This is a genomic window from Vibrio campbellii CAIM 519 = NBRC 15631 = ATCC 25920, assembly GCF_002163755.1.
Lineage (GTDB): Bacteria > Pseudomonadota > Gammaproteobacteria > Enterobacterales > Vibrionaceae > Vibrio > Vibrio campbellii.
The window spans coordinates 996,599-1,015,477 of the sequence record NZ_CP015864.1; the positions used below are offsets into that span (position 1 = coordinate 996,599).

20 protein-coding genes and 2 pseudogenes are annotated in these 18,879 nt (G+C 44.4%); 14 read left to right on the forward strand and 8 right to left on the reverse strand.

The features are described from left to right. Window positions 1–100 precede the first annotated feature (100 nt). The 3 genes from A8140_RS20495 (at window position 101) to A8140_RS20505 (ending at window position 3,211) form a co-directional block, all read left to right on the forward strand. Window positions 101–457 carry a diacylglycerol kinase gene (locus A8140_RS20495; RefSeq protein ID WP_005535275.1) on the forward strand — a complete coding sequence of 119 codons (357 nt, stop codon included), beginning with the start codon at window positions 101–103 and terminating at the stop codon, window positions 455–457. Between the two features lie 21 nt (window positions 458–478). Then, window positions 479–2,131 carry a phosphoethanolamine transferase gene (locus A8140_RS20500; protein WP_005535277.1) on the forward strand — a complete coding sequence of 551 codons (1,653 nt, stop codon included), beginning with the start codon at window positions 479–481 and terminating at the stop codon, window positions 2,129–2,131. Between the two features lie 147 nt (window positions 2,132–2,278). Next, entirely contained in the window at window positions 2,279–3,211 is a 933-nt protein-coding gene (locus tag A8140_RS20505) for a Gfo/Idh/MocA family protein (protein WP_005535280.1), read from the forward strand. Here A8140_RS20505 and A8140_RS20510 read toward each other — a convergent pair whose 3' ends face one another. Then, window positions 3,212–4,132, reverse strand: a complete 921-nt coding sequence (locus A8140_RS20510; RefSeq protein ID WP_005535282.1) for a GlxA family transcriptional regulator — start codon at window positions 4,130–4,132, stop codon at window positions 3,212–3,214. A 367-nt stretch (window positions 4,133–4,499) separates the two neighbouring features. Here A8140_RS20510 and A8140_RS20515 point away from each other — a divergent pair, with 367 nt between their 5' ends. The 3 genes from A8140_RS20515 to A8140_RS20525 all read left to right on the forward strand — a co-directional run bounded on the left by A8140_RS20515 (window position 4,500) and on the right by A8140_RS20525 (window position 6,516). Next, window positions 4,500–4,652 carry a hypothetical protein gene (locus tag A8140_RS20515; RefSeq protein WP_005535284.1) on the forward strand — a complete coding sequence of 51 codons (153 nt, stop codon included), beginning with the start codon at window positions 4,500–4,502 and terminating at the stop codon, window positions 4,650–4,652. Between the two features lie 12 nt (window positions 4,653–4,664). Continuing rightward, window positions 4,665–5,879 carry an MFS transporter gene (locus A8140_RS20520; RefSeq protein ID WP_038863080.1) on the forward strand — a complete coding sequence of 405 codons (1,215 nt, stop codon included), beginning with the start codon at window positions 4,665–4,667 and terminating at the stop codon, window positions 5,877–5,879. A gap of 205 nt (window positions 5,880–6,084) precedes the next feature. Continuing rightward, on the forward strand, window positions 6,085–6,516 hold the full coding sequence (locus tag A8140_RS20525) for a YccF domain-containing protein (protein WP_005433505.1): 432 nt from the start codon (window positions 6,085–6,087) through the stop codon (window positions 6,514–6,516). Window positions 6,517–6,731: 215 nt separating this feature from the next. Here the strand turns inward: A8140_RS20525 and A8140_RS25860 are convergent, their stop codons facing one another. Then, entirely contained in the window at window positions 6,732–6,863 is a 132-nt protein-coding gene (locus tag A8140_RS25860) for a hypothetical protein (protein WP_005529832.1), read from the reverse strand. A gap of 389 nt (window positions 6,864–7,252) precedes the next feature. Between A8140_RS25860 and A8140_RS20530 the strand changes: the two genes are divergently transcribed. Continuing rightward, window positions 7,253–7,870, forward strand: coding sequence for an NAD(P)H-dependent oxidoreductase (locus tag A8140_RS20530; protein ID WP_005529830.1), 618 nt, complete (start codon window positions 7,253–7,255; stop codon window positions 7,868–7,870). Further along, the gene (locus tag A8140_RS20535) at window positions 7,867–9,825 is read left to right on the forward strand and encodes a monovalent cation:proton antiporter-2 (CPA2) family protein (RefSeq protein WP_005529828.1); all 1,959 of its coding nucleotides are present in this window, start codon (window positions 7,867–7,869) and stop codon (window positions 9,823–9,825) included. Before A8140_RS20530 ends, A8140_RS20535 begins: the two co-directional genes overlap by 4 nt. 58 nt (window positions 9,826–9,883) lie before the next feature. Here A8140_RS20535 and A8140_RS20540 read toward each other — a convergent pair whose 3' ends face one another. Beyond that, on the reverse strand, window positions 9,884–10,177 hold the full coding sequence (locus tag A8140_RS20540; protein ID WP_005529826.1) for a hypothetical protein: 294 nt from the start codon (window positions 10,175–10,177) through the stop codon (window positions 9,884–9,886). A gap of 152 nt (window positions 10,178–10,329) precedes the next feature. Beyond that, on the reverse strand, window positions 10,330–11,196 hold the full coding sequence (locus A8140_RS20545) for a LysR family transcriptional regulator (RefSeq protein ID WP_005529824.1): 867 nt from the start codon (window positions 11,194–11,196) through the stop codon (window positions 10,330–10,332). A 116-nt stretch (window positions 11,197–11,312) separates the two neighbouring features. On the opposite strand from A8140_RS20545, the gene A8140_RS20550 reads away from it, so the two are divergent. Then, window positions 11,313–11,684, forward strand: a complete 372-nt coding sequence (locus A8140_RS20550) for a YybH family protein (RefSeq protein ID WP_005529822.1) — start codon at window positions 11,313–11,315, stop codon at window positions 11,682–11,684. A gap of 84 nt (window positions 11,685–11,768) precedes the next feature. Here A8140_RS20550 and A8140_RS20555 read toward each other — a convergent pair whose 3' ends face one another. Next, window positions 11,769–12,866, reverse strand: coding sequence for a permease (locus A8140_RS20555; RefSeq protein WP_005529820.1), 1,098 nt, complete (start codon window positions 12,864–12,866; stop codon window positions 11,769–11,771). 251 nt (window positions 12,867–13,117) lie between these two features. On the opposite strand from A8140_RS20555, the gene A8140_RS20560 reads away from it, so the two are divergent. The 4 genes and pseudogenes from A8140_RS20560 to A8140_RS20575 all read left to right on the forward strand — a co-directional run. After that, window positions 13,118–13,411 carry an ArsR/SmtB family transcription factor gene (locus tag A8140_RS20560; RefSeq protein ID WP_005433559.1) on the forward strand — a complete coding sequence of 98 codons (294 nt, stop codon included), beginning with the start codon at window positions 13,118–13,120 and terminating at the stop codon, window positions 13,409–13,411. Window positions 13,412–13,435: 24 nt separating this feature from the next. Then, a pseudogene (gene sigZ / locus A8140_RS20565) lies at window positions 13,436–13,948 on the forward strand (RNA polymerase sigma factor SigZ). Window positions 13,949–14,123: 175 nt separating this feature from the next. Then, window positions 14,124–14,567 carry a GNAT family N-acetyltransferase gene (locus A8140_RS20570; protein WP_005529816.1) on the forward strand — a complete coding sequence of 148 codons (444 nt, stop codon included), beginning with the start codon at window positions 14,124–14,126 and terminating at the stop codon, window positions 14,565–14,567. Between the two features lie 27 nt (window positions 14,568–14,594). Further along, window positions 14,595–14,918: pseudogene (locus A8140_RS20575) on the forward strand (linear amide C-N hydrolase); the annotation flags it as partial. A 104-nt stretch (window positions 14,919–15,022) separates the two neighbouring features. Here the strand turns inward: A8140_RS20575 and A8140_RS20580 are convergent. Next, on the reverse strand, window positions 15,023–16,372 hold the full coding sequence (locus tag A8140_RS20580) for an alpha-amylase family protein (protein WP_005529812.1): 1,350 nt from the start codon (window positions 16,370–16,372) through the stop codon (window positions 15,023–15,025). Window positions 16,373–16,850: 478 nt separating this feature from the next. Further along, window positions 16,851–17,144, reverse strand: coding sequence for a peptidylprolyl isomerase PpiC (ppiC, locus tag A8140_RS20585; RefSeq protein WP_227740704.1), 294 nt, complete (start codon window positions 17,142–17,144; stop codon window positions 16,851–16,853). 252 nt (window positions 17,145–17,396) lie between these two features. On the opposite strand from ppiC, the gene A8140_RS20590 reads away from it, so the two are divergent. After that, window positions 17,397–18,311, forward strand: a complete 915-nt coding sequence (locus A8140_RS20590) for a chemotaxis protein (protein WP_005529808.1) — start codon at window positions 17,397–17,399, stop codon at window positions 18,309–18,311. Between the two features lie 18 nt (window positions 18,312–18,329). Here the strand turns inward: A8140_RS20590 and A8140_RS20595 are convergent, their stop codons facing one another. Then, window positions 18,330–18,866 carry an ATP:cob(I)alamin adenosyltransferase gene (locus A8140_RS20595; protein WP_005529806.1) on the reverse strand — a complete coding sequence of 179 codons (537 nt, stop codon included), beginning with the start codon at window positions 18,864–18,866 and terminating at the stop codon, window positions 18,330–18,332. Window positions 18,867–18,879 lie beyond the last annotated feature (13 nt).

The window sequence follows — 18,879 nt, forward strand, 5'->3', positions numbered from 1 at the left end:
TAGTTTCATTTTTTCCCAATTCGATGCACTTCTGTCATCAGGGGAGGCTTATCCCTCGAAGCCTCCCTCTTTTTGGGCTTAGCAGTCAAAAGGCCATATTTTGAAACCAGGTAAAACAGGCATTCGCCGGATATTGGACGCAACCGGCTACTCACTTCAAGGATTGAAAGCTGCGTGGATTCACGAAGCCGCTTTCAGACAAGAGCTGGTACTCACACTCGTACTATCTATCTGTGCATTTTTGCTTCCTGTCACCACCTTAGAACGCATCATGATGATTAGCAGCCTTCTGTTGGTCGTGATTGTTGAATTGATTAATTCCGCCATCGAAGCGGTTGTAGATCGTGTCAGCGATGACTGGCATGAACTCAGTGGAAGAGCCAAAGACATTGGCTCAGCAGCTGTATTTGTTGCACTTTTTCTTGCCCTATTTGTTTGGGCGTCGATTTTACTTTAGTCACACCGAAGCGGATCAATTATGAAGACAATTGAACTCCCAACTAAAGGTATCTCATATGTTACCTTTACATTCTTACTCGCTTTGTACTTCGCTCTTGTAGTAAACATTCCAATTTACAAAGAGTTAGTACACATCTTCTCAAGCCTTGATCAAGTCAAGATCGGTTTTATTATTACAATTCCTATCTTCTTTTTTGCCGCGTTGAATTTCCTGTTTAACCTATTCAGCTGGCCTTGGATCAGCAAACCTTTCTTTATCCTATTATTGATAACATCGGGCATGGTGAGTTACGCAAGCTACAACTATGGCACCCTGTTCGATACGGATATGATCACCAACATCGTAGAGACGGACAGCAGTGAAGCCAGTTCATACTTAAGTGCCTACTCAGTTATCTGGACACTGATTATGGGAGTTGTTCCCGCTATCTTGGTCCTCAAGGTGAAACTCAAGCCCATAGAAGGTAAATGGCTTCGATTTACATTAACTAAAGCCGTATCTATGCTGGCTTCATTGGCGATAATCGCCGTGATTGCAGGTTTGTACTACCAAGACTATGCGTCTGTCGGCCGAAACAATAGTTACCTAAAGAAAGTCATCATCCCTACTCAGTATGTGTATGCCATTTCTAGCTACGTAAAAGAAAATTACTTAACGACGCCAGAGCCTTACCGCGAAATTGGTACGGATGCAAAACAGTCCCAACTAACACTGGAACAAGCAAAAGAAAAACCGACGCTGCTTGTCTTTGTGCTAGGTGAAACGGCACGTACTCAAAACTACCAAATCAACGGTTATGATCGTGAAACCAACCCGTACACCAGCAAGTTAGACGTGATTTCATTCCAAGACGTCTCTTCTTGCGGGACGGCGACCGCGGTTTCTGTGCCTTGTATGTTCTCTCAATTACCTCGCAGTGATTTCGACCGTAGCAAAGCAGATAACCAAGACAATGCCTTAGATATCATGCAACGTGCTGGCATCGATCTCATGTGGAAAGAAAATGACGGTGGTGACAAAGGCGTAGCCCATAAGATCAACAAAATTGAAGTCGATCGCAGACAAAAAAATGAATTTTGCAACGGCAGCACCTGCTATGACATTGCATTGCTTGAAAACATCGAAGAACAAATTGGTGGCATGAAAGGTAACCGCCTTGTTGCATTACACCTCATTGGCAGTCATGGGCCGACGTATTTCCAACGTTACCCGAAAGACAAAGCTTTCTTTCAACCAGACTGTCCTCGTGCAGACATTGAAAACTGTAGCGTTGAGCAAATCGTTAACTCCTACGACAACACGATTAGCTACACAGACTTCGTCTTGGATCAAACCATTGCGAAATTGAAAACGTTAGAAGACAAATACAATACCGCGATGATCTACGTCTCTGACCACGGCGAGTCTTTGGGCGAAAATGGCTTGTTCTTACATGGCATGCCATACGGGTTGGCACCAGATTTTCAAAAACGCGTACCCATGATGGTTTGGATGTCTCCTAGCTTTAAACAAGCCAAGCACATCGATGCCAATTGCTTGGCACAAGAAGCCCAGCAAACAGCAACGCATTCACACGATAATGTATTCCACTCGTTGTTGGGAATCATGGATGTTGAAACTAATGCCTATGACGGTAAGTTGGATATCTTTAAAACGTGCAGAACCTCTTAACGAGCTCTTGTAGGAGTTCGTAACAAGACAATATGAAAGTAAAGCCTGACCACGACGTGAGTCAGGCTTTTTATGACACCTCGCTCCCAGAAATGCCAGCAGTTAAGGCTATAATATTGGCCTCATTAACAAACAAAGCAGAACCAAATGAAAATTGGCATCATTGGCTTGGGTGATATAGCTCAGAAAGCCTACCTACCTGTTATCACTCAACTTCCAAACGTTGAACTCGTATTTTGTACCCGCAACGCGAACACACTTAATACCCTCTCACAACAATATCGAATAGCAGAAACCTGCCTAGACTATCGACAACTGGTTGGTATGGGTGTCGATGCGGTCATGATTCACGCTGCTACCCACGTTCACCCTCAAATTGCCGCTTTCTTTTTAGAACAAGGCATCCCGACCTTCGTCGATAAACCTTTAGCTGATAGCGCCGCAGAGGTAGAAAAGCTTTACGATCTTGCAGAGCGCGTGAAACAGCCTTTATATATTGGTTTTAATCGCCGTTATATTCCGCTCTACAACCAACATATGTTTGGAGTACAGCGAGGCGAACTTTCAGGCATGAAATCACTGCGCTGGGAGAAGAACCGTCATCAATTACCCGGTGATATTCGCACGTTCATTTTCGATGACTTTATCCACCCTCTCGATAGTATAAACATCACGGCCAAAGCCGATCTGCAAAACGCCTACATCACACATCAAATGGATGGTGACCAGCTGGCGCGCCTTGATATCCAATGGCAGCATGGTGACACACTGCTTCATGCTTCAATGAACCGCCACTTTGGTATCACGACGGAGCGTGTTCAAGCTTGCTACGCAAACAAAGCGATGGAGTTTGATTCGTTTGTTGAAGGGAAACTGTGGCAAGATAATCAGGAGCAGAAATTGAGCTTAAAAGATTGGACACCAATGCTAACAAGTAAAGGTTTCTACTCTATGTTGCTAGACTGGTTTGAAGTGATTCAATCAGGCAACATCGCACCTGAAATCGTCGCACGCAATATTGCTAGCCACCAACTTGCAGAAGCGATTTGTCAGCATATTGAACAAGCCGTGCATCGATAACTAAGCACTAAAACGAGCGCGGAACGCTTTGGGTGCCAATCCCATGGTTTTAATGAACACTTTGCGAAACGCGCTCGCATCTTGATACCCAACTTGGTAAGCAATCACCTCAAACGCTAAGTTGCTCGATTCGAGTAAATCACACGCTTTTTGCACACGAAGATGTTGTAAGTATTGATTCAAGTTCAAACCTGTGGCTTTTTGAAAACGTCTTTGTAGCGTTCGTTCAGTCAAACAACTGATTTCTGATAAAGATTGATTTGAAATCACTTGTGAGAAGTGGTCCGCCATGTAATGTTGAACATTCAGTACCGCACTATCTCCATGTTGCAAATTAGGCATGAACTGCTGATAGAAGCGTTGCTCTCTCGCACCAGTATCTACTACCAGCATCTTTCCCAGTAAACGCATCACCGTCGGCGTACTTAACTGAGAAACAAGCTCTAGGCCCAAATCAAGCCAAGACATCATGCCACCAGCAGTAATAACACTGCCTTCGTTGATTAAAATTGACTCCTGCTTCATTGCTACATGAGGGAATTGCTCTCTAAACAATCCCGCTAATGCCCAGTGCGTTGTGCACGTTTTGTTGTTCAGCAAACCAGCATGAGCAAGAATAAAGGCACCAGCGCAAGCTGAAGCGACAATTGCCCCTGCGCTATGTTGTCCCGATAGCCAAGCCATTAGTTGTTGATTGGGCGCTAAATAATATTGCTCTTCACCACTAGGTGGTAATAAAACTACCGAGTAATCCTTATGAGTATACGTGCTTTCTCCATTGATCATTTCCGTACAAAAGCGCTTCCCTACCCCCACTTCAATAGCGGCACTATTTGCTGTTTCAAACAGCTCCAGCAAGCCATAAATCGACGCTTTTGAACTGCCCGGGTAATCCACAATTGCGATATTAAACTCTTGCATACTACCTGTCATTTTTAACCTAATTATTGCCATTTTAGACATAGCGCAACACTAAGGAAAGCTCAATTTTTAATTTAGAATCTTTTCAAAACAGTTAGAGCCCACTTCAAACTGAGTCAAATCAAAAAAGCTAATGCCTCCTATAAAGCATGAGCTTTTATCGTTTTTAGAACCAAGTTCAGAACAAAATATCACCGCTCGAACGCACACCTGCCCAATAGTTAACCACATGCATAAAACGCATAAATTACTTCACTTTTTGTCATTTGTTTCATCCTTTAATAGTCACTAAACTTCGCGCTCTTTTTTCTACTTGGGCGCACAATGCATGCTTTTTTCTCAAACCATTTTCGCTCAGGTGCTGAGAATGTCAGTCATGTTGGGTCTGTCGTTAATCATCGTCCATAACTCACCTAAGTTATTGGAAATATTGGCAGAGCAAGCCATCAACAGCGGTTGCCATCAAACCACTGGCGACGGTGAACACCAGGATCACTCTCATCACCACCATCACCATTAATAAGAGCAAATTATGAGTATTTTCCGATTTCCAATTCTTGTCTGGCTTGGAATAGGGATTTTGATTATCTGTCTAGGGATTAGACAATCGTTCGGCATTTTCATGATGCCAATTTCAGATCACTTCCAAACGGGCCGCGAGTTCTTTAGCTTTGCTATTGCCTTGCAAAACCTGTTGTTTGGTGTGTTCCAGCCATTCGTTGGTATGGCGTCAGACCGTTGGGGCGCAAAGCGTATAATCATTTTAGGTGCCATTTCTTACGCCTTGGGTCTTTACCTGACTTCTAACGCGGTTGAGCCAACCATGATGTATTTGTCGCTGGGTGTGCTGGTTGGTTTCGGCTTAAGCGCGACCAGTTATGTGATCGTGCTAGGCGCAGTGGCGAAAGTTGTCCCTGCCCAACACGCAGCAAAAGCATTCGGTTTAACAACAGCTGCGGGCTCATTCGGCATGTTTGCGATGATCCCCGGTGCACAAGCGCTATTAAGTGACTTTGGTTGGCAAGGCGCACTTCAGGTTTTTGCCGTATTGTGTAGCTTTATGGTGATGTTTGCGTTGTTCATGAGATCGGCAAAACCACAAACCAACAACGCCGCAAGTGCTCAAGAAGATAAACAAACTTTGAAAGAAGCGTTAAAAGAAGCTTTCGCACATAAAGGTTACTGGTTGATCCACGCTGGCTTCTTCGTGTGTGGCTTCCATGTCATGTTTATCGCCACTCATTTACCAAGTTATTTAGCAGATAAAGATTTACCGGCTTCAACAGCGGCGATGGCACTTGCGTATGTTGGCATCTTCAACATCTTTGGCTCTTACTTCTGGGGTGTGATGGCCGATCGCTTTAACAAGCGTCACGTTATGTCTGCACTGTACTTAATGCGCACGGTGGTGATCGGTGCTTTTGTGACTCTACCTGTCACCGAACACACTGCTGCTATCTTTGGTGGGGCGATTGGCTTCTGTTGGCTAGGCACCGTTCCGCTAACTTCTGGCTTAGTTCGTCAGATATTTGGTGCTCGTTACCTTTCAACCTTGTACGGACTGGTGTTCTTTACTCACCAAGTAGGCAGCTTCTTGGGCGCTTGGGTTGGTGGTCGTATCTATGATTACTATGGTTCATACGATCCAATCTGGTGGTCAACAGTCGTGTTGGCATTTATCGCGGCACTGATTCACCTGCCTATCAACGACAAGCCCGTACCACGCTTAACTATGGCAACAGCATGATTCTAAAGGCTCTTAATATGATACGTTAAGGGCCTTTTCTTTATGAAGCCACCAATGCTCCCCCTGTCTCTTCGATCAATTTCGTTTTTTCATCAACGCATTCTCATCAATGATGGCTTATTTAAGATAAAGTGCACCCATTCATCCTCCGTTAAGATTCGTGTGACATACTTAACACAATGCTATAAATCAAAAAGGGGTTTAAATGAGAACACTCGGCAACATCATCTGGTTTGTATTCGGTGGCGTGTTTATGGGTTTGCTATGGTGGTTCTTTGGACTACTGGCATTCATCAGTATCATTGGTATTCCATGGGGACGTGCTTGTTTTGTAATGGGTAATTTCTCGTTCTTCCCATTCGGCAAAGAAGCCGTTTCAAGAGATGAATTGACCAATGAAATGGACATCGGCACGAGCCCACTTGGCGTCATTGGTAATGTGATTTGGTTTGTGTTTGCGGGTATCTGGCTGGCAATCGGTCATGTGCTTTCGGCGGTGGCATGCTTTGTTACCATTATTGGCATTCCATTTGCGCTTCAACACCTAAAGCTTGCCGTTATCTCTCTTGCTCCGATTGGGAAAACAGTGGTAACGACTGAAGAAGCCGCTATGGCTCGCTACAACATCAACCGCTAATACTTTAGCCCTCTGAGCAACCCGCTTGGAGGGTTATTCCTGTCAATAGTAAGCCCATGATCGCCACTGCGTATTCAATAATCATTGATTGTATATTCATATCTACACCCTAAAAATTAAAATTAACACCTAGCTCAACATTGGGTTTTCTGGTACTGATTCCATCGGATTTACAGGGTTTAACCTCATTACTTCAACAACTAATCGACCACCTTCTACACTGAATTTCCCAAAATATTGTCATCCACAAACACCACTTCGTTATTGCAAACTCCAATATTACCAACTGCATTACCTGATGCGTCTTTCACGACATCAACATCAGTGAAGTACAACTCACCAACCACAATGAATACCCCGTTACTTTCTGCACCGCAGATTGCTACTGTATTGTATTCATCGTCATTGCCTTGAATGGCAATCCCACCTAAATATTCGCCTTCATAATCCGGCGGTATTCTCTATCTCTCCGCCATATCCATCGAGCTCACTCAATAAAACTAATGACCTGAAAAGTTGATGATGGGAGCTAACAAAAGGCCGCTTTCTGGTTTTCTAAACATCCCGATGGCATCACGCGATCACCCTCTTATTTGTATCGAAAGTGATTTTCACTCTTCTATGTTCATTCACCAAAGTAGATAGGATAAAATTTATGAGTTACTGTTTGTTACAACAAACAAAAGGTCTTTCATTCTTATACCAAAAGTGGTTTCGACGCGTAACATGGACTCCTATGACTAATAAAAAAGTGCTTATTCTCTATGCACATCCTTCACAGCATCGCTCCGAAGTGAATGCCCCCCTTTTTGATGCCGCTCAACAGATAGACGGCGTGACTTGTGTCGACCTATACGCCGAATACCCTCACTTCAATATCAATATTGACAGTGAACAGCAGCGTTTAAGGGAGCATGACGTCGTCATTTTTCAGTTTCCACTGTACTGGTATTCAACCCCAGCAATCTTAAAAGAGTGGCAAGATCTAGTCTTAGAGTACGGGTTTGCTTACGGCTCTGAAGGTACAGAACTACAAGGTAAAACACTGCTCTGCGTGCTCTCTGCTGGCGGGAAAGAAGAAGCTTATAAAGCTCAAGGGTATAACCATTTCACTATTCGCGAACTGCTCGCTCCAATCGAGCAAATGTCGGCGCTCACTGGAATGCATTACATTGCGCCACTGGCACTGTTCGGCTCCCGCACTGCGATTGAAGAAAATCGTATCGCTCAACATATTGAACGTTACAAAACGCTGCTCAATGCATTGGTAAAAGACACATTGGATCTTAAAGCAGCAGCTTCACTCATCAAACTCAATAGCGCACTCCCACAACTGATTAAGGAAGCGTCATGACAGGGATATTCTTACAAGCCTTTGTTTACCTAGTTGCCGCCGTAATTGCTGTTCCTCTAGCCAAACGCTTGGGCTTAGGTTCAGTGCTGGGCTATTTGATTGCTGGCGTGGTTATTGGCCCAATCATTGGTCTGGTTGGTGAAGAAACGACGACAATCCAACACTTTGCCGAATTCGGTGTTGTGATGATGCTGTTCCTCGTAGGCTTGGAGCTTGAACCCAAAATGCTCTGGGCGATGCGAAACCGCTTGATGGGGCTCGGCGGCCTACAAGTTGGCGGTACAGCAGCACTGATCATGGCAATTGCACTGTACTTTGAACAACCATGGACCATCGCACTCGCGATCGGCTTAATTTTTGCGTTGTCATCCACTGCGATTGTTCTGCAAACCTTTAACGAGAAAGGGCTAACCAAGACCGAAGGCGGTCAAAATGCGTTCTCGGTACTGCTTTTTCAAGATATCGCGGTTATTCCAATGCTGGCATTTATTCCGCTATTAGCACTGCCGGAACTCGTAGAGCAGGCGCAATCTGCAGCTCAATCGGCGGCTGAACATCATGAAGAGCTCAGCCTAGTCGCAGGTCTTCCTGGTTGGGCGTACGGTCTTGTGATCACCGCTTCTATTGCCATAGTGGTGGTTGGTGGACACTTCCTAAGTCGTCCGCTGTTCCGCTACGTTGCGAGCTCTGGATTGCGAGAAATCTTTACCGCCACCGCATTAATGCTGGTGATCGGCATTGCGGCCTTAATGAGCTTAGTTGGTCTATCCCCTGCTTTAGGCACTTTCTTGGCAGGTGTTATGCTGGCGAACAGTGAATTCCGCCACGAATTGGAATCCAACATTGAGCCATTTAAAGGCCTATTGCTTGGTCTGTTCTTTATCACCGTAGGTGCAGGCATCGACTTCTCAGTACTGTTCAGCGACTTTGGTTTGATCATCGGCCTGACACTCGGGGTAATGGCTCTGAAAGCGGTAATTCTGTTTGTCATCGCCCTAATCTTTCGTATTAAAGGCAGCAACCGTTGGTTATTTACACTGAGCTTGGCACAAGCGGGTGAATTTGGCTTTGTATTACTGAGCTTCTCAGTGCAAAACCATGTAATACCATTTGAGCTTTCACAGACTCTGGCGCTGGTTGTTGCGATTTCAATGTTCCTAACACCGGGATTATTCATCCTGTTCGATAAAGTCATACTTCCTCGCTTTGAGAGTGAATCGAACGATCGCGAAAGTGATAAGATTGAAGAACAAGGCACCGTGATCATTGCTGGTATAGGCCGCTTTGGTCAGATCGTAAACCGCTTATTAGTATCCAATGGCGTGGAAACGGTTGTTCTTGACCACCAAGCAAGCCAAATCGATAACATGCGTCAAATCGGCACACGAGCTTACTTTGGCGACGCGACTCGTCCCGATATGCTGCACACGGCGGGTATTGAACACGCTTCAGCACTTGTGGTGGCGATTGATAACCAAGAGGCCAGCGTTGGATTGGTAAAACACGTGAAGCATAGCTACCCGAATGTGACCATCATTGCACGTGCATTCGATCGTGGTCATGGTTATCTGCTGCGCCAAGCTGGAGCCGACATCATTGAGTCGGAGACTTACCATTCTGCATTAGAAATTGGTGGACATGCAATGAAAGCCATCGGCATACACCCGTTCTACACTGAGCAACAGAAATCAACGTATCGACGCGTCGAATGCCGTAAGTCTGACATGCTGTATGAAGCATGGGCCGATGACTCTGAGGGAGAACGTTATGATAACAACTTCCGTCAGCTGTTTATTCACCTTGAAGAGAGAATGGCTGAAGAGATGCAGAAAGATCGTCATGACAAACTTTCTCGCTCAGAACGTGGTTGGACACCGCCACCAAAAGGGTATGCGGATGACTTCAACGAAGAAAACGTTCAAGAGCTGAACCCTTGCAAAGAACAGCCTCAATAAAAGCAAAAACCTCCCACGCTGGGAGGTTTTTTTAATGCGAGAAAGGGAAAATAAACACCTACATCAGATCACTCATCAAAGTCTCGTATTCCTCGTTCGCTTCATCAACAAGGTGAGATAGCTCTAACGCATCTGTCTTGGCAAAGTTAAATTGCCATGGAACCGTGTCTTCTTTACCGCAAATTCGAGTTTGAACACCACGACTTTCAAAAGAAAGGTCTTCAAACTCGGTGATATGTCGCTCTTTTAGTTCGACGATTTCGACTTCCAATTTCCCTACTGGATTGACTTCAACGTGCGCGTGTAAATCTGGACTATTCGATAAACAATACTCTCTATGGACTGCAATCATGACTGCCTCCTTGGTCTGCCAACTGACAACTCATCAAATAGTGTAGACGAGAGAGTTAGAACGTGGAGTGAAATAATGATGAAGATTGATCCTGAATAAAAATGCAGCAGGTTTAATTTCTATCACCTCTGTTTTTCATTCAGCTCTAACCCTCAGTTTTCACATGAAATCACTTCTTCGATACGATCTTCAATTGCCTTTATCGCTAATGTCACCGACATCGGCACATGTGCATGGTAAGGATGCAACACGTAAATCGGGTTCGCTTTCGATGCTTTCGCATCAGGCACAGGTTCAAGAAGTGGATTCGAGTCCAGCATAAAATCTGGCAGGATCCCAAAGCCTAGTCCCATTTCTAGAAGACTCGCCACATCGAACACGGTGTTTGCACGATGCTTTACTGAGTATTGCACTAGGTGATCTTGCCCATTCAGAGCGAAGTTATGAGCAATCGGTTCTATCTGCCAGTGTTGAGCGATATAAGAAGCACTCTCAATATCCATATGCGTCCCTTTAGCTCGGCATAACACATCGCAAAACTGCCCTACTTTACGTTGTTTAATATTCGAGTCTCCAGATGCTCCAACTCTCACTGCAAGATCAATATCCTGCTGAACAATATCAACATGCTTATCGTCGCTGACTAAATTTAAATGCACATCAGGGTACTGTGCAAAAGCCTCCGTTAAAGCAGGCAATACTATAGAACGCATCAACGCATTTGGCGCGGTAACGGTAAGAGTGCCCATTGGGACTTGCTTTAACTCTGCCGCTTCTAACCACGCCTCTTCTGCCTGTTTTGTCATCTGCGCACATTGTTTATAAAAACGTTCGCCCGCAGAGGTCAATGTTTGTCTCCTCGTCGTACGCTTGAGTAAACACGTATCTAGCTCTTGCTCGAGCTGCTTAAGGGCAGAGCTGAGCACCGACTTGGAAAGTTCCAACTTCTCTGCTGCTTTCGAGATTGAGCCACACTCCACAATATGAACGAACAGAGACATTAACCGCAGCTTATTCATCGCCTTCCTTATTGTTCTATTTAACAGAACACTTATTTCTTATTTATTTGTTTTTCAGTTTCAATTCTAACCCTATGATTGCCACATAAACAAACACCAATCACAGGAAATTCAGAATGACTCAATCAGCTTTAGAACGTGCACAAGCAGGTATCTCAGAATGGCAAATCGCTTTTAACAATCAAGATGCTGCAGGTTGTGCGGCGCAGTACACTGAAGACTGCATTATGGTAGCAAAACCATTTGGCACATTTGAAGGACGCGAAGCGATCCAAGGTTTTTGGCAAAACATCATGGACCAAGGCTTCAATAGCGTCGATTACACCAACACTAAGTGGGAAAAAGACAGCGAAAATGGCTACATTCTTACGTCAGATTGGACGATGAACAAAGCGTTCGGCGTGGTACACAAAGAATTGTGGGAAGTTCAAGAAGATGGCAAGTCTCGTCTTACTTACGATGAGTTCGAAGTGCTTGGCGAGCGATAAGCATTAAGCGATAACAATAAAGAAATCCCCAAGTCTGACTTGGGGATTTTTTTAAGCGAGCTTACTTATTCAGTTTTACTTCGATTAAGCGAAGATAAAGGTATACAAGTAACCGGCCCCCATTGCCATGCTTAGGATGACAAATAGGAAGGATGCAATCATTTGGTTCTTAAAGATTGATTTCAATAAAATCACTTCTGTAAGACTTGCGCCTGCGCTACCAATGATAAGTGCCATGACTGAACCTAATGCCATGCCTTTTTGTACTAAAGCAGCGCTTAGTGGAATCACAGCCTCAGCACGAATGTACAACGGAATACCAATAATTGCAGCGACTGGAATCGCATACCACTTGCCTTCACCCGCGTATTCCGCAATAAGATCCGTTGGGATGAAGCCATAAATGAATGAACCAATCGCAATACCCATCATTAGGTAAGGGAACACTTGTTTAAAGTCTTTCCAAGTAGAGTGCCAAATACGAACCCAACGGTTTGGTTTCTTCTCTTCGACCATCGTTGCTGTCGCAGTACCATCTGATGAACAGCAAGACACTTCCACTTTTGGCTCTGCTTTTGGTGCGCTATCACCACAACAAGATGTTTTTGCTGCAACTGGTGCAGACTCGCCACAAGTGCTGGTACTGCAGTTTGATACTGGTTTCGCTTGTTCTTTTTTCTTGCTTGAATCACCGCAAGATGTACCACATGAAGAGGTGCCTGATGCTTCGTACGCTTCTGGCTTTACGTAGCGCTCAAACCCCAGCTTTTCAAGTACATAACCTGCAACTACAGACACTGCCATCGCTACAGCAAAATAGAATACTGCAAGTTGCCAGCCAAAAGTCACCACAAACAAACCAATAATCACAGGGTTAAGCAGTGGGCTAGCAAATAGGAACACCATCATAGGTCCAAAACCTGCTCTTGCACGCAACAAGCCTTTTAAGAAAGGAATGGTTGAACACGAGCAGAAAGGCGTAATCGAACCTAGCAAAGCTGCAATGAAGTAGCCCTTACCCTTTTTAGAACTCAAGATAGATTGAATTTTTTCTGGCGTTAGAAAATCTTGTAACACACCCACAATGTAACTAATCGCTAGGAATAGGATGATGAGTTCGGTTGCAAGAAACGCAAACATATCAAGCGCTTCTTTAGCCATGGTCATGATTTCTGGATTCATATTTTATCTCCTACTGATGTCGCATCAGTAACCGTAAATGTCCTAATGAAGCTGAACTCTTAATTTCTATTTTTCTCGAATTATAGAATTAAAAACCGATGCGTCAACCATCATATTTCGATAAATGACGAAATATAATTTTAAACCTTACTAATCAATTAATTAGGTATTGAAATTTTCTTGTTTGCTATTCATCTACACTTTCACTATCATCGAAATGTATTTATCGTCAGTCATTCCAAGAGGTCAGCATGGAACTCGAAGCTGTAGCAAAAGCGCTCAAAGAGCTAGGACACCCTACCCGTTTATGTATCTATAAAGAGGTGGTTAAAGCCGGCTATGAAGGTATCGCTGTTGGTGGTGTGCAAGACAAACTCGGCATTCCTGCCTCTACTCTTTCTCATCACATCTCGAGCCTTGCCTCAGCGGGCTTGATCAGTCAGCGCCGTGAAGGTCGTACTTTGTACTGTGTTGCTGAGTATGAGTGCTTAGATACGGTGATTGGCTTCCTACGCGACGAGTGTTGCATCAATGAAAACTGCTAACCTTGGAGCGAATACGAACACGCTATTCATGCTTTCTTACGCTCTAAAGTCAGTAATGAAGATGACGTAGACGACTTAAAACAAGAGATCTAACTCAAGACGTATCAGAATCTTGGGGACATTCGCGACGTATCAAGCGTGAAATCATGGCTATTCCAAATCGCCAATAACGCCATCATCGATTTCTACCGTAAACGTAAGCGAAATCAGCGTGATAATAACCTCGTCGCTGTCGATCTTTGGTTTGAAGAACAAGAAGCGAGCCTTAAACAAGAACTGTCAAAGTGCATTGCGCCGTTTGTGCAGGCGCTACCAGAAGAGCAATCGCAACTCCTGTCTTATATTGAACTTGAAGGTATGAGCCAGAAGAAGCTAGCGGAACAGCAAGGTATCAGTTATTCGACTCTCAAATCACGTGTTCAAAAAGGACGTGTAGAATTGAAAAAGCGGTTTGAAGAATGTTGTAGCTTCTCATTCGATAGGCAAGGTCGAATGACAGATTGTAATCAAAACAGTTCTTCATGCGATAAGTGCTAGCCTCATGGTAAACACCCATCTCGTAATAAATACCAATAGCCTGGCGGCTTTCCTTGGCGCCGCCCATCTGTGAACTCTCTCACAGCTTTACGCCGCCGTTAGTTATCTCATTTGCTACCTTACTGAATAGTAAGATTTACTTCTTTTTCTTTAAGGAAGAAGGAATCTCGTATTCATGATCTCACTAAGAGAGCTCACCAAAGAAAACTACCTAGACTGTATTCGTCTCAACCTGCATCCTGACCAAGAAGAAAATCTTGCCTCCAACGCGATTACGATTGCTCAATCACGCTTTGAAACCGACTACCGGTTGAAAGTGATTTATGAGCAAGAGACGGTGATCGGTTTACTTGCGTTTTGCCATGAAGACGAACCACTCGATTACTCCATTTACTGGCTATTTCGTTTTATGATCGATAAAGATCATCAAAACAAAGGCTATGGAAAGCAGGTACTAAGTATACTTGTAGAAGAGGTGAAGCAACTTGGCGGTAAAACCCTACTCACAATGCATAAACCAACCAATCAGCAAGCCAGCAAGCTATATCATGCGTTCGGGTTTCATGAAGATGGCGTGCTTGATGATGGCGATATTTCATTAAGATTGGGGCTTATATAATCGGGTACTGCCTCACTAGTTCACCATAAAGAGCCTAGCAGCTACACCAATGGCATTGCAAAACTGGATAGCGTGACCTACAAAATCCCATTGGGTGCAGCAAACCGTACTGATAATGGCGAAATGCGTGGCTACGCAACCATCTATGGTTTGGTGTACAACCTTGACCAAAAAGTAATGAACGTACGTTACCAGTATGACGACAGTTACACCCAATACTCCGTCGACTTTAACAAGTTAAATGACGGTCATAACTACACTATCAAAGCCGACTTACCGAATCTGTTTGGCCACATTTCATCTCGCTCAGAAAAAGGCAATGGTGTGATGGGCCAGCACTTAGCGAAATAGCCTAAGCGGCAGAAATTGAGGGTATTTGGGCAATAACACCTATCAAAATAGCGCCGATGTACTCGGCGCATTTCAACACTTGTACTTTATCACCCAGAGCAACGTTATCTCTCTACAAGCAACATTGCTGATTTGGCGGCGACTTTGATTTCCTCACCACACGGCACATCTTCGCCAGTCATCATATCTACCAGCGTATTAGTGACACTAAGCTTGAGTGACTGCGGTCGTGATGACTTGTTCATCACTAAAATGCCCTTCTCACCTCGCTGAAGCACTAACATATCGTCGTTACCTTCCAGTACCGTCATTGGCTCGCCATGAACAAGATTATGGAATGCCAACATCTTTGCCATACGTGCGTCCTTCCACGCATTCTGCCATCTTGGTTTACCATCCACGCCCCTGATACCACTGGTATCCAAATCCGTGTAGATAAGCGGAACACCACCGTCACGCCCTAAGATATAAGCATACGCTAGCCATTCGTTCTCTTCATCCATGACCAAATCCAGGAATACATCATTGTTTGGAATATCATGAGTGATTGCGAAAGTAATAGCTCGACGGTTAGATAAAGCCTGACCAAAACAGTACGGGTCGATCAAAGACTTAAAACTGCCCTTCTTAGAGAACGCCTTAAAGATGGTAGAGAACAGCGGAAAATCGTAGGCTCCTAGGCGTGTCTCTTTCAAATACGGCTCTAAAAAGATTTCATACTCTTCTTCCGTCGCACCGCCATCGGTAATGATCTCACCAAAGATATGCACGTCTCGTGTTATCTCTTCTGTCCACACTTGTTTTAGGTGCTCTAGCGCCATGTGCTTTGCGGCATCAATACGGAAACCCTTCACACCCATTGACTTGAGCGCCTTCAAGTAAGCTTTTTGTTGCTCAACAACATGATGACAAACACGCAAGGTCGGTAAGCCTGGATCTGTCGAACCTCCGGTGATTCGTCCGTTCTGGACTTCCCATTTGTCTTTCCAATCTGTGATTCCAAAGGCCTCAACAAAGTCATTCTCATCAAACAGCGGTTCTGACAAGTCACCGAATAGAATCAAATCTTGATACTTGCTTGCATTTTGCTGGTAATCGTCCATCACGGCTTGGCGTGGATATTGTAAATCCGAGCGTAAATGGGCTTCGTTCGCCATGTGATTAAAGACGACATCGGCGTAAACCAATACACCTACACGGTTGAGTGCTTCAACCATGTTTTTAAAATCTGTAGTATTACCGAGTGCATTGTCGATAACACGATAATCTTGAGGTTGGTAACGCTGCCACCAGCGTTCATCTTGTGCGCTTTTCATGGGCGGAGAAACCAATACCGAGCCATAACCTAGCTCGCTGATCTCCGCTGCGCGTTGGGCAATGTCAGCATACTTCCAATCAAAAGCGTGCAAGATAACATTTGCACCTGTTGATTGCGTTTCCTGTAAGCCACTCATGTTTCTCTCCTCGTCGCGTCCGCTCACCCATTGTTACTCGAATTCATCGTGAGCGAATCCAATAGCCAAAATTATAAGAACTATTAGCGAACCGCCCTCACCCCTTTTGTATTTCTACTAGGGGGAAAAACAAGGCGTAGCTCATCCCCCGTAAAGGGTTAACAAGCCTTATTTGCGCCTAAGCTATCATCAACCCCATGAGAAACCAAAGGTAAGCTGTTGTTTTATAAAAGACTTAGCAAAAGCCTCACCTTTTAACTTCTCACCTCACTCATACTCCTTAGCGCAAGAACAACATGAAAATAGAGAATCCACTCGATATGTAACAAATATTTAAGTGAGATAAAGTGCTGATTACGTCACAGTTGGTGCCGTTAAAGATGACTAGGAAAGTCGACAAAAGCGCTTATAAAAGACAAGTTCTGAGTACGAATGAAGAGCTGTAGATACAAAGATAGCGCGATAAACGCGCTATATTTTAAGTGCGGTATAGCACCTTCACAACGTGCCAACCGAATTTGGTTTTGACTAGGTGTGGCGTTAGAACCTCGCCTGAAAAACAAACTTTATCGAACTGTGGCACCATCTGACCGCGGCGAAACTCACCTAGGTCGCCACCACGTTTACCAGATGGGCAAGTCGAGCATTTCTTAGCCAATGTCTGGAATTTAGCACCTTTTTTAAGCTGCTGGATGATGTCTTCAGCTTGTTCTTTATGCTTTACAAGAATGTGTAAAGCGGCTGCTGTATTTGCCATATGTCTGTCTCTCACTGTTCGGGTGGCGCAAGTTTACCGAATCGCTTCAATATCGCAATAATTTCTCTAATGCCGTCCTTATCTTATTCTTTTATGGTCAACGCCATCTGGTAATTTGATGAAAACTTGGCCGTTACCCAATTCAATTTCACTTGTAATTTGCGCTATTTCCTAAAAAGCTCACTTTTCCATGCTCTACGGTTGAAGCTGCCGCCTTATAAGATTAGATTAAATGCATAAATCAGTGATATTGATAAGGTTATCTTCATGGCAAAAGTCGCAAGTAAAGCGAACCAATCTCAAGGCATGTTGGTGTTTAAACTCACCCTGCAACAGAACTTCGCAATTGGCACACTTAAAGTCCGTGAGATTGTTCCTTACATGCCAACAACCAAGATTCCATATTCTCATCACCATGTGATTGGAACGGTCACGATTCGTGATTTGACAGTGCCAGTGATTGATATGTCTGCCGCCATTGGATTTCGCCCAATTCAGCAAGAGGAATACCAAAACTGCTACTTGATTGTGACGGATTGCTTGCGCACTGTTGTGGCTTTCATGGTTCGGAGTATTGAGAAAATCATTGAATGTGATTGGAAAACCATTGAAACACCACCATCAAGCGCCGGTCACAATATCTTTGTCACGGGCATTACTCGCTATGAAGAAAAAATCGTCCAAATGTTGGACGTGGAGCTTCTTCTCTCGAAGATCTACCCTCAATATGAAAACACCAAGATTCCGATGCTGACGGACATCGAACGTGAACGTCTGAAAGCCCTTAACATCCTTTTGGTGGACGATTCCTCGATTGCGCGTAAACAATTAAGCGATGCATTAGACCGCATCAACATCCCTTACCAGATTTGTAAGAACGGTACCGATGCGCTCGACTTAATGAAACGAGATGCTGAAGCCAACCGCCCTATTGATCTTCTAGTGAGCGATATTGAAATGCCAGGATTGGACGGTTACGAACTTGCGTTTGAAGTTCAAAATGATTCCGCGTTGAACAACTCTTACCGTATTCTTCACACCTCACTCTCCAGCGAGATTTGTGTCGACCGAGCACACCAAGTAGGCGCCCATGAAGCATTGGAAAAATTCAATGCAGGCGAATTGATTGAGGCGATGCTGCGCGGTGCAAAAGAGCTCGAAGCAAAAGCTATGGCTTCTTAGTTCTTTCAACGTGTCTCGTTATTTACTTGGCATTGTGTAGCTGCGAGACACAAACTCGGTTTCTTCAACTTGATAAATATGGTTGATGTAAGACGCAAGACTATAGAGCACATTCGCAAGCAGGTTTGAATAACGGAACAAAATCGAGTCGGGTTGCTTCTTGCCTGAATGCTCAACCGCAACCAATGCACGAACCACCTTCTTCGCTTGGCAGCGGCATAGATGCAGTTGACTGGAAGTTGGGTGACCACCAGGAAGCACAAACCCTTTAAAACCGCCGTCGATACGAGCCTTGATAGTATCGTAATCGGCCTTTAGCTCATCGACTTCCGCTTCTGTAATCGCGAGCTTTCCGCGAATAGAGCCATTCACATGGTATACGTTTGGCTGCATTCGAGTCAGTATGTCGCGGCTAAAGTCATCCAACTCCATCGACAGGATAAGTCCAATACGGCTGCACAGTTCATCTGCAGTAATCTCAAAATCACAGACCGGACTGTCTTCATAGATGAATGGGTAACAAATCTCGCCAAGTTCCTTGCTTACTGGTCTCATGCTCTTTCTCTGT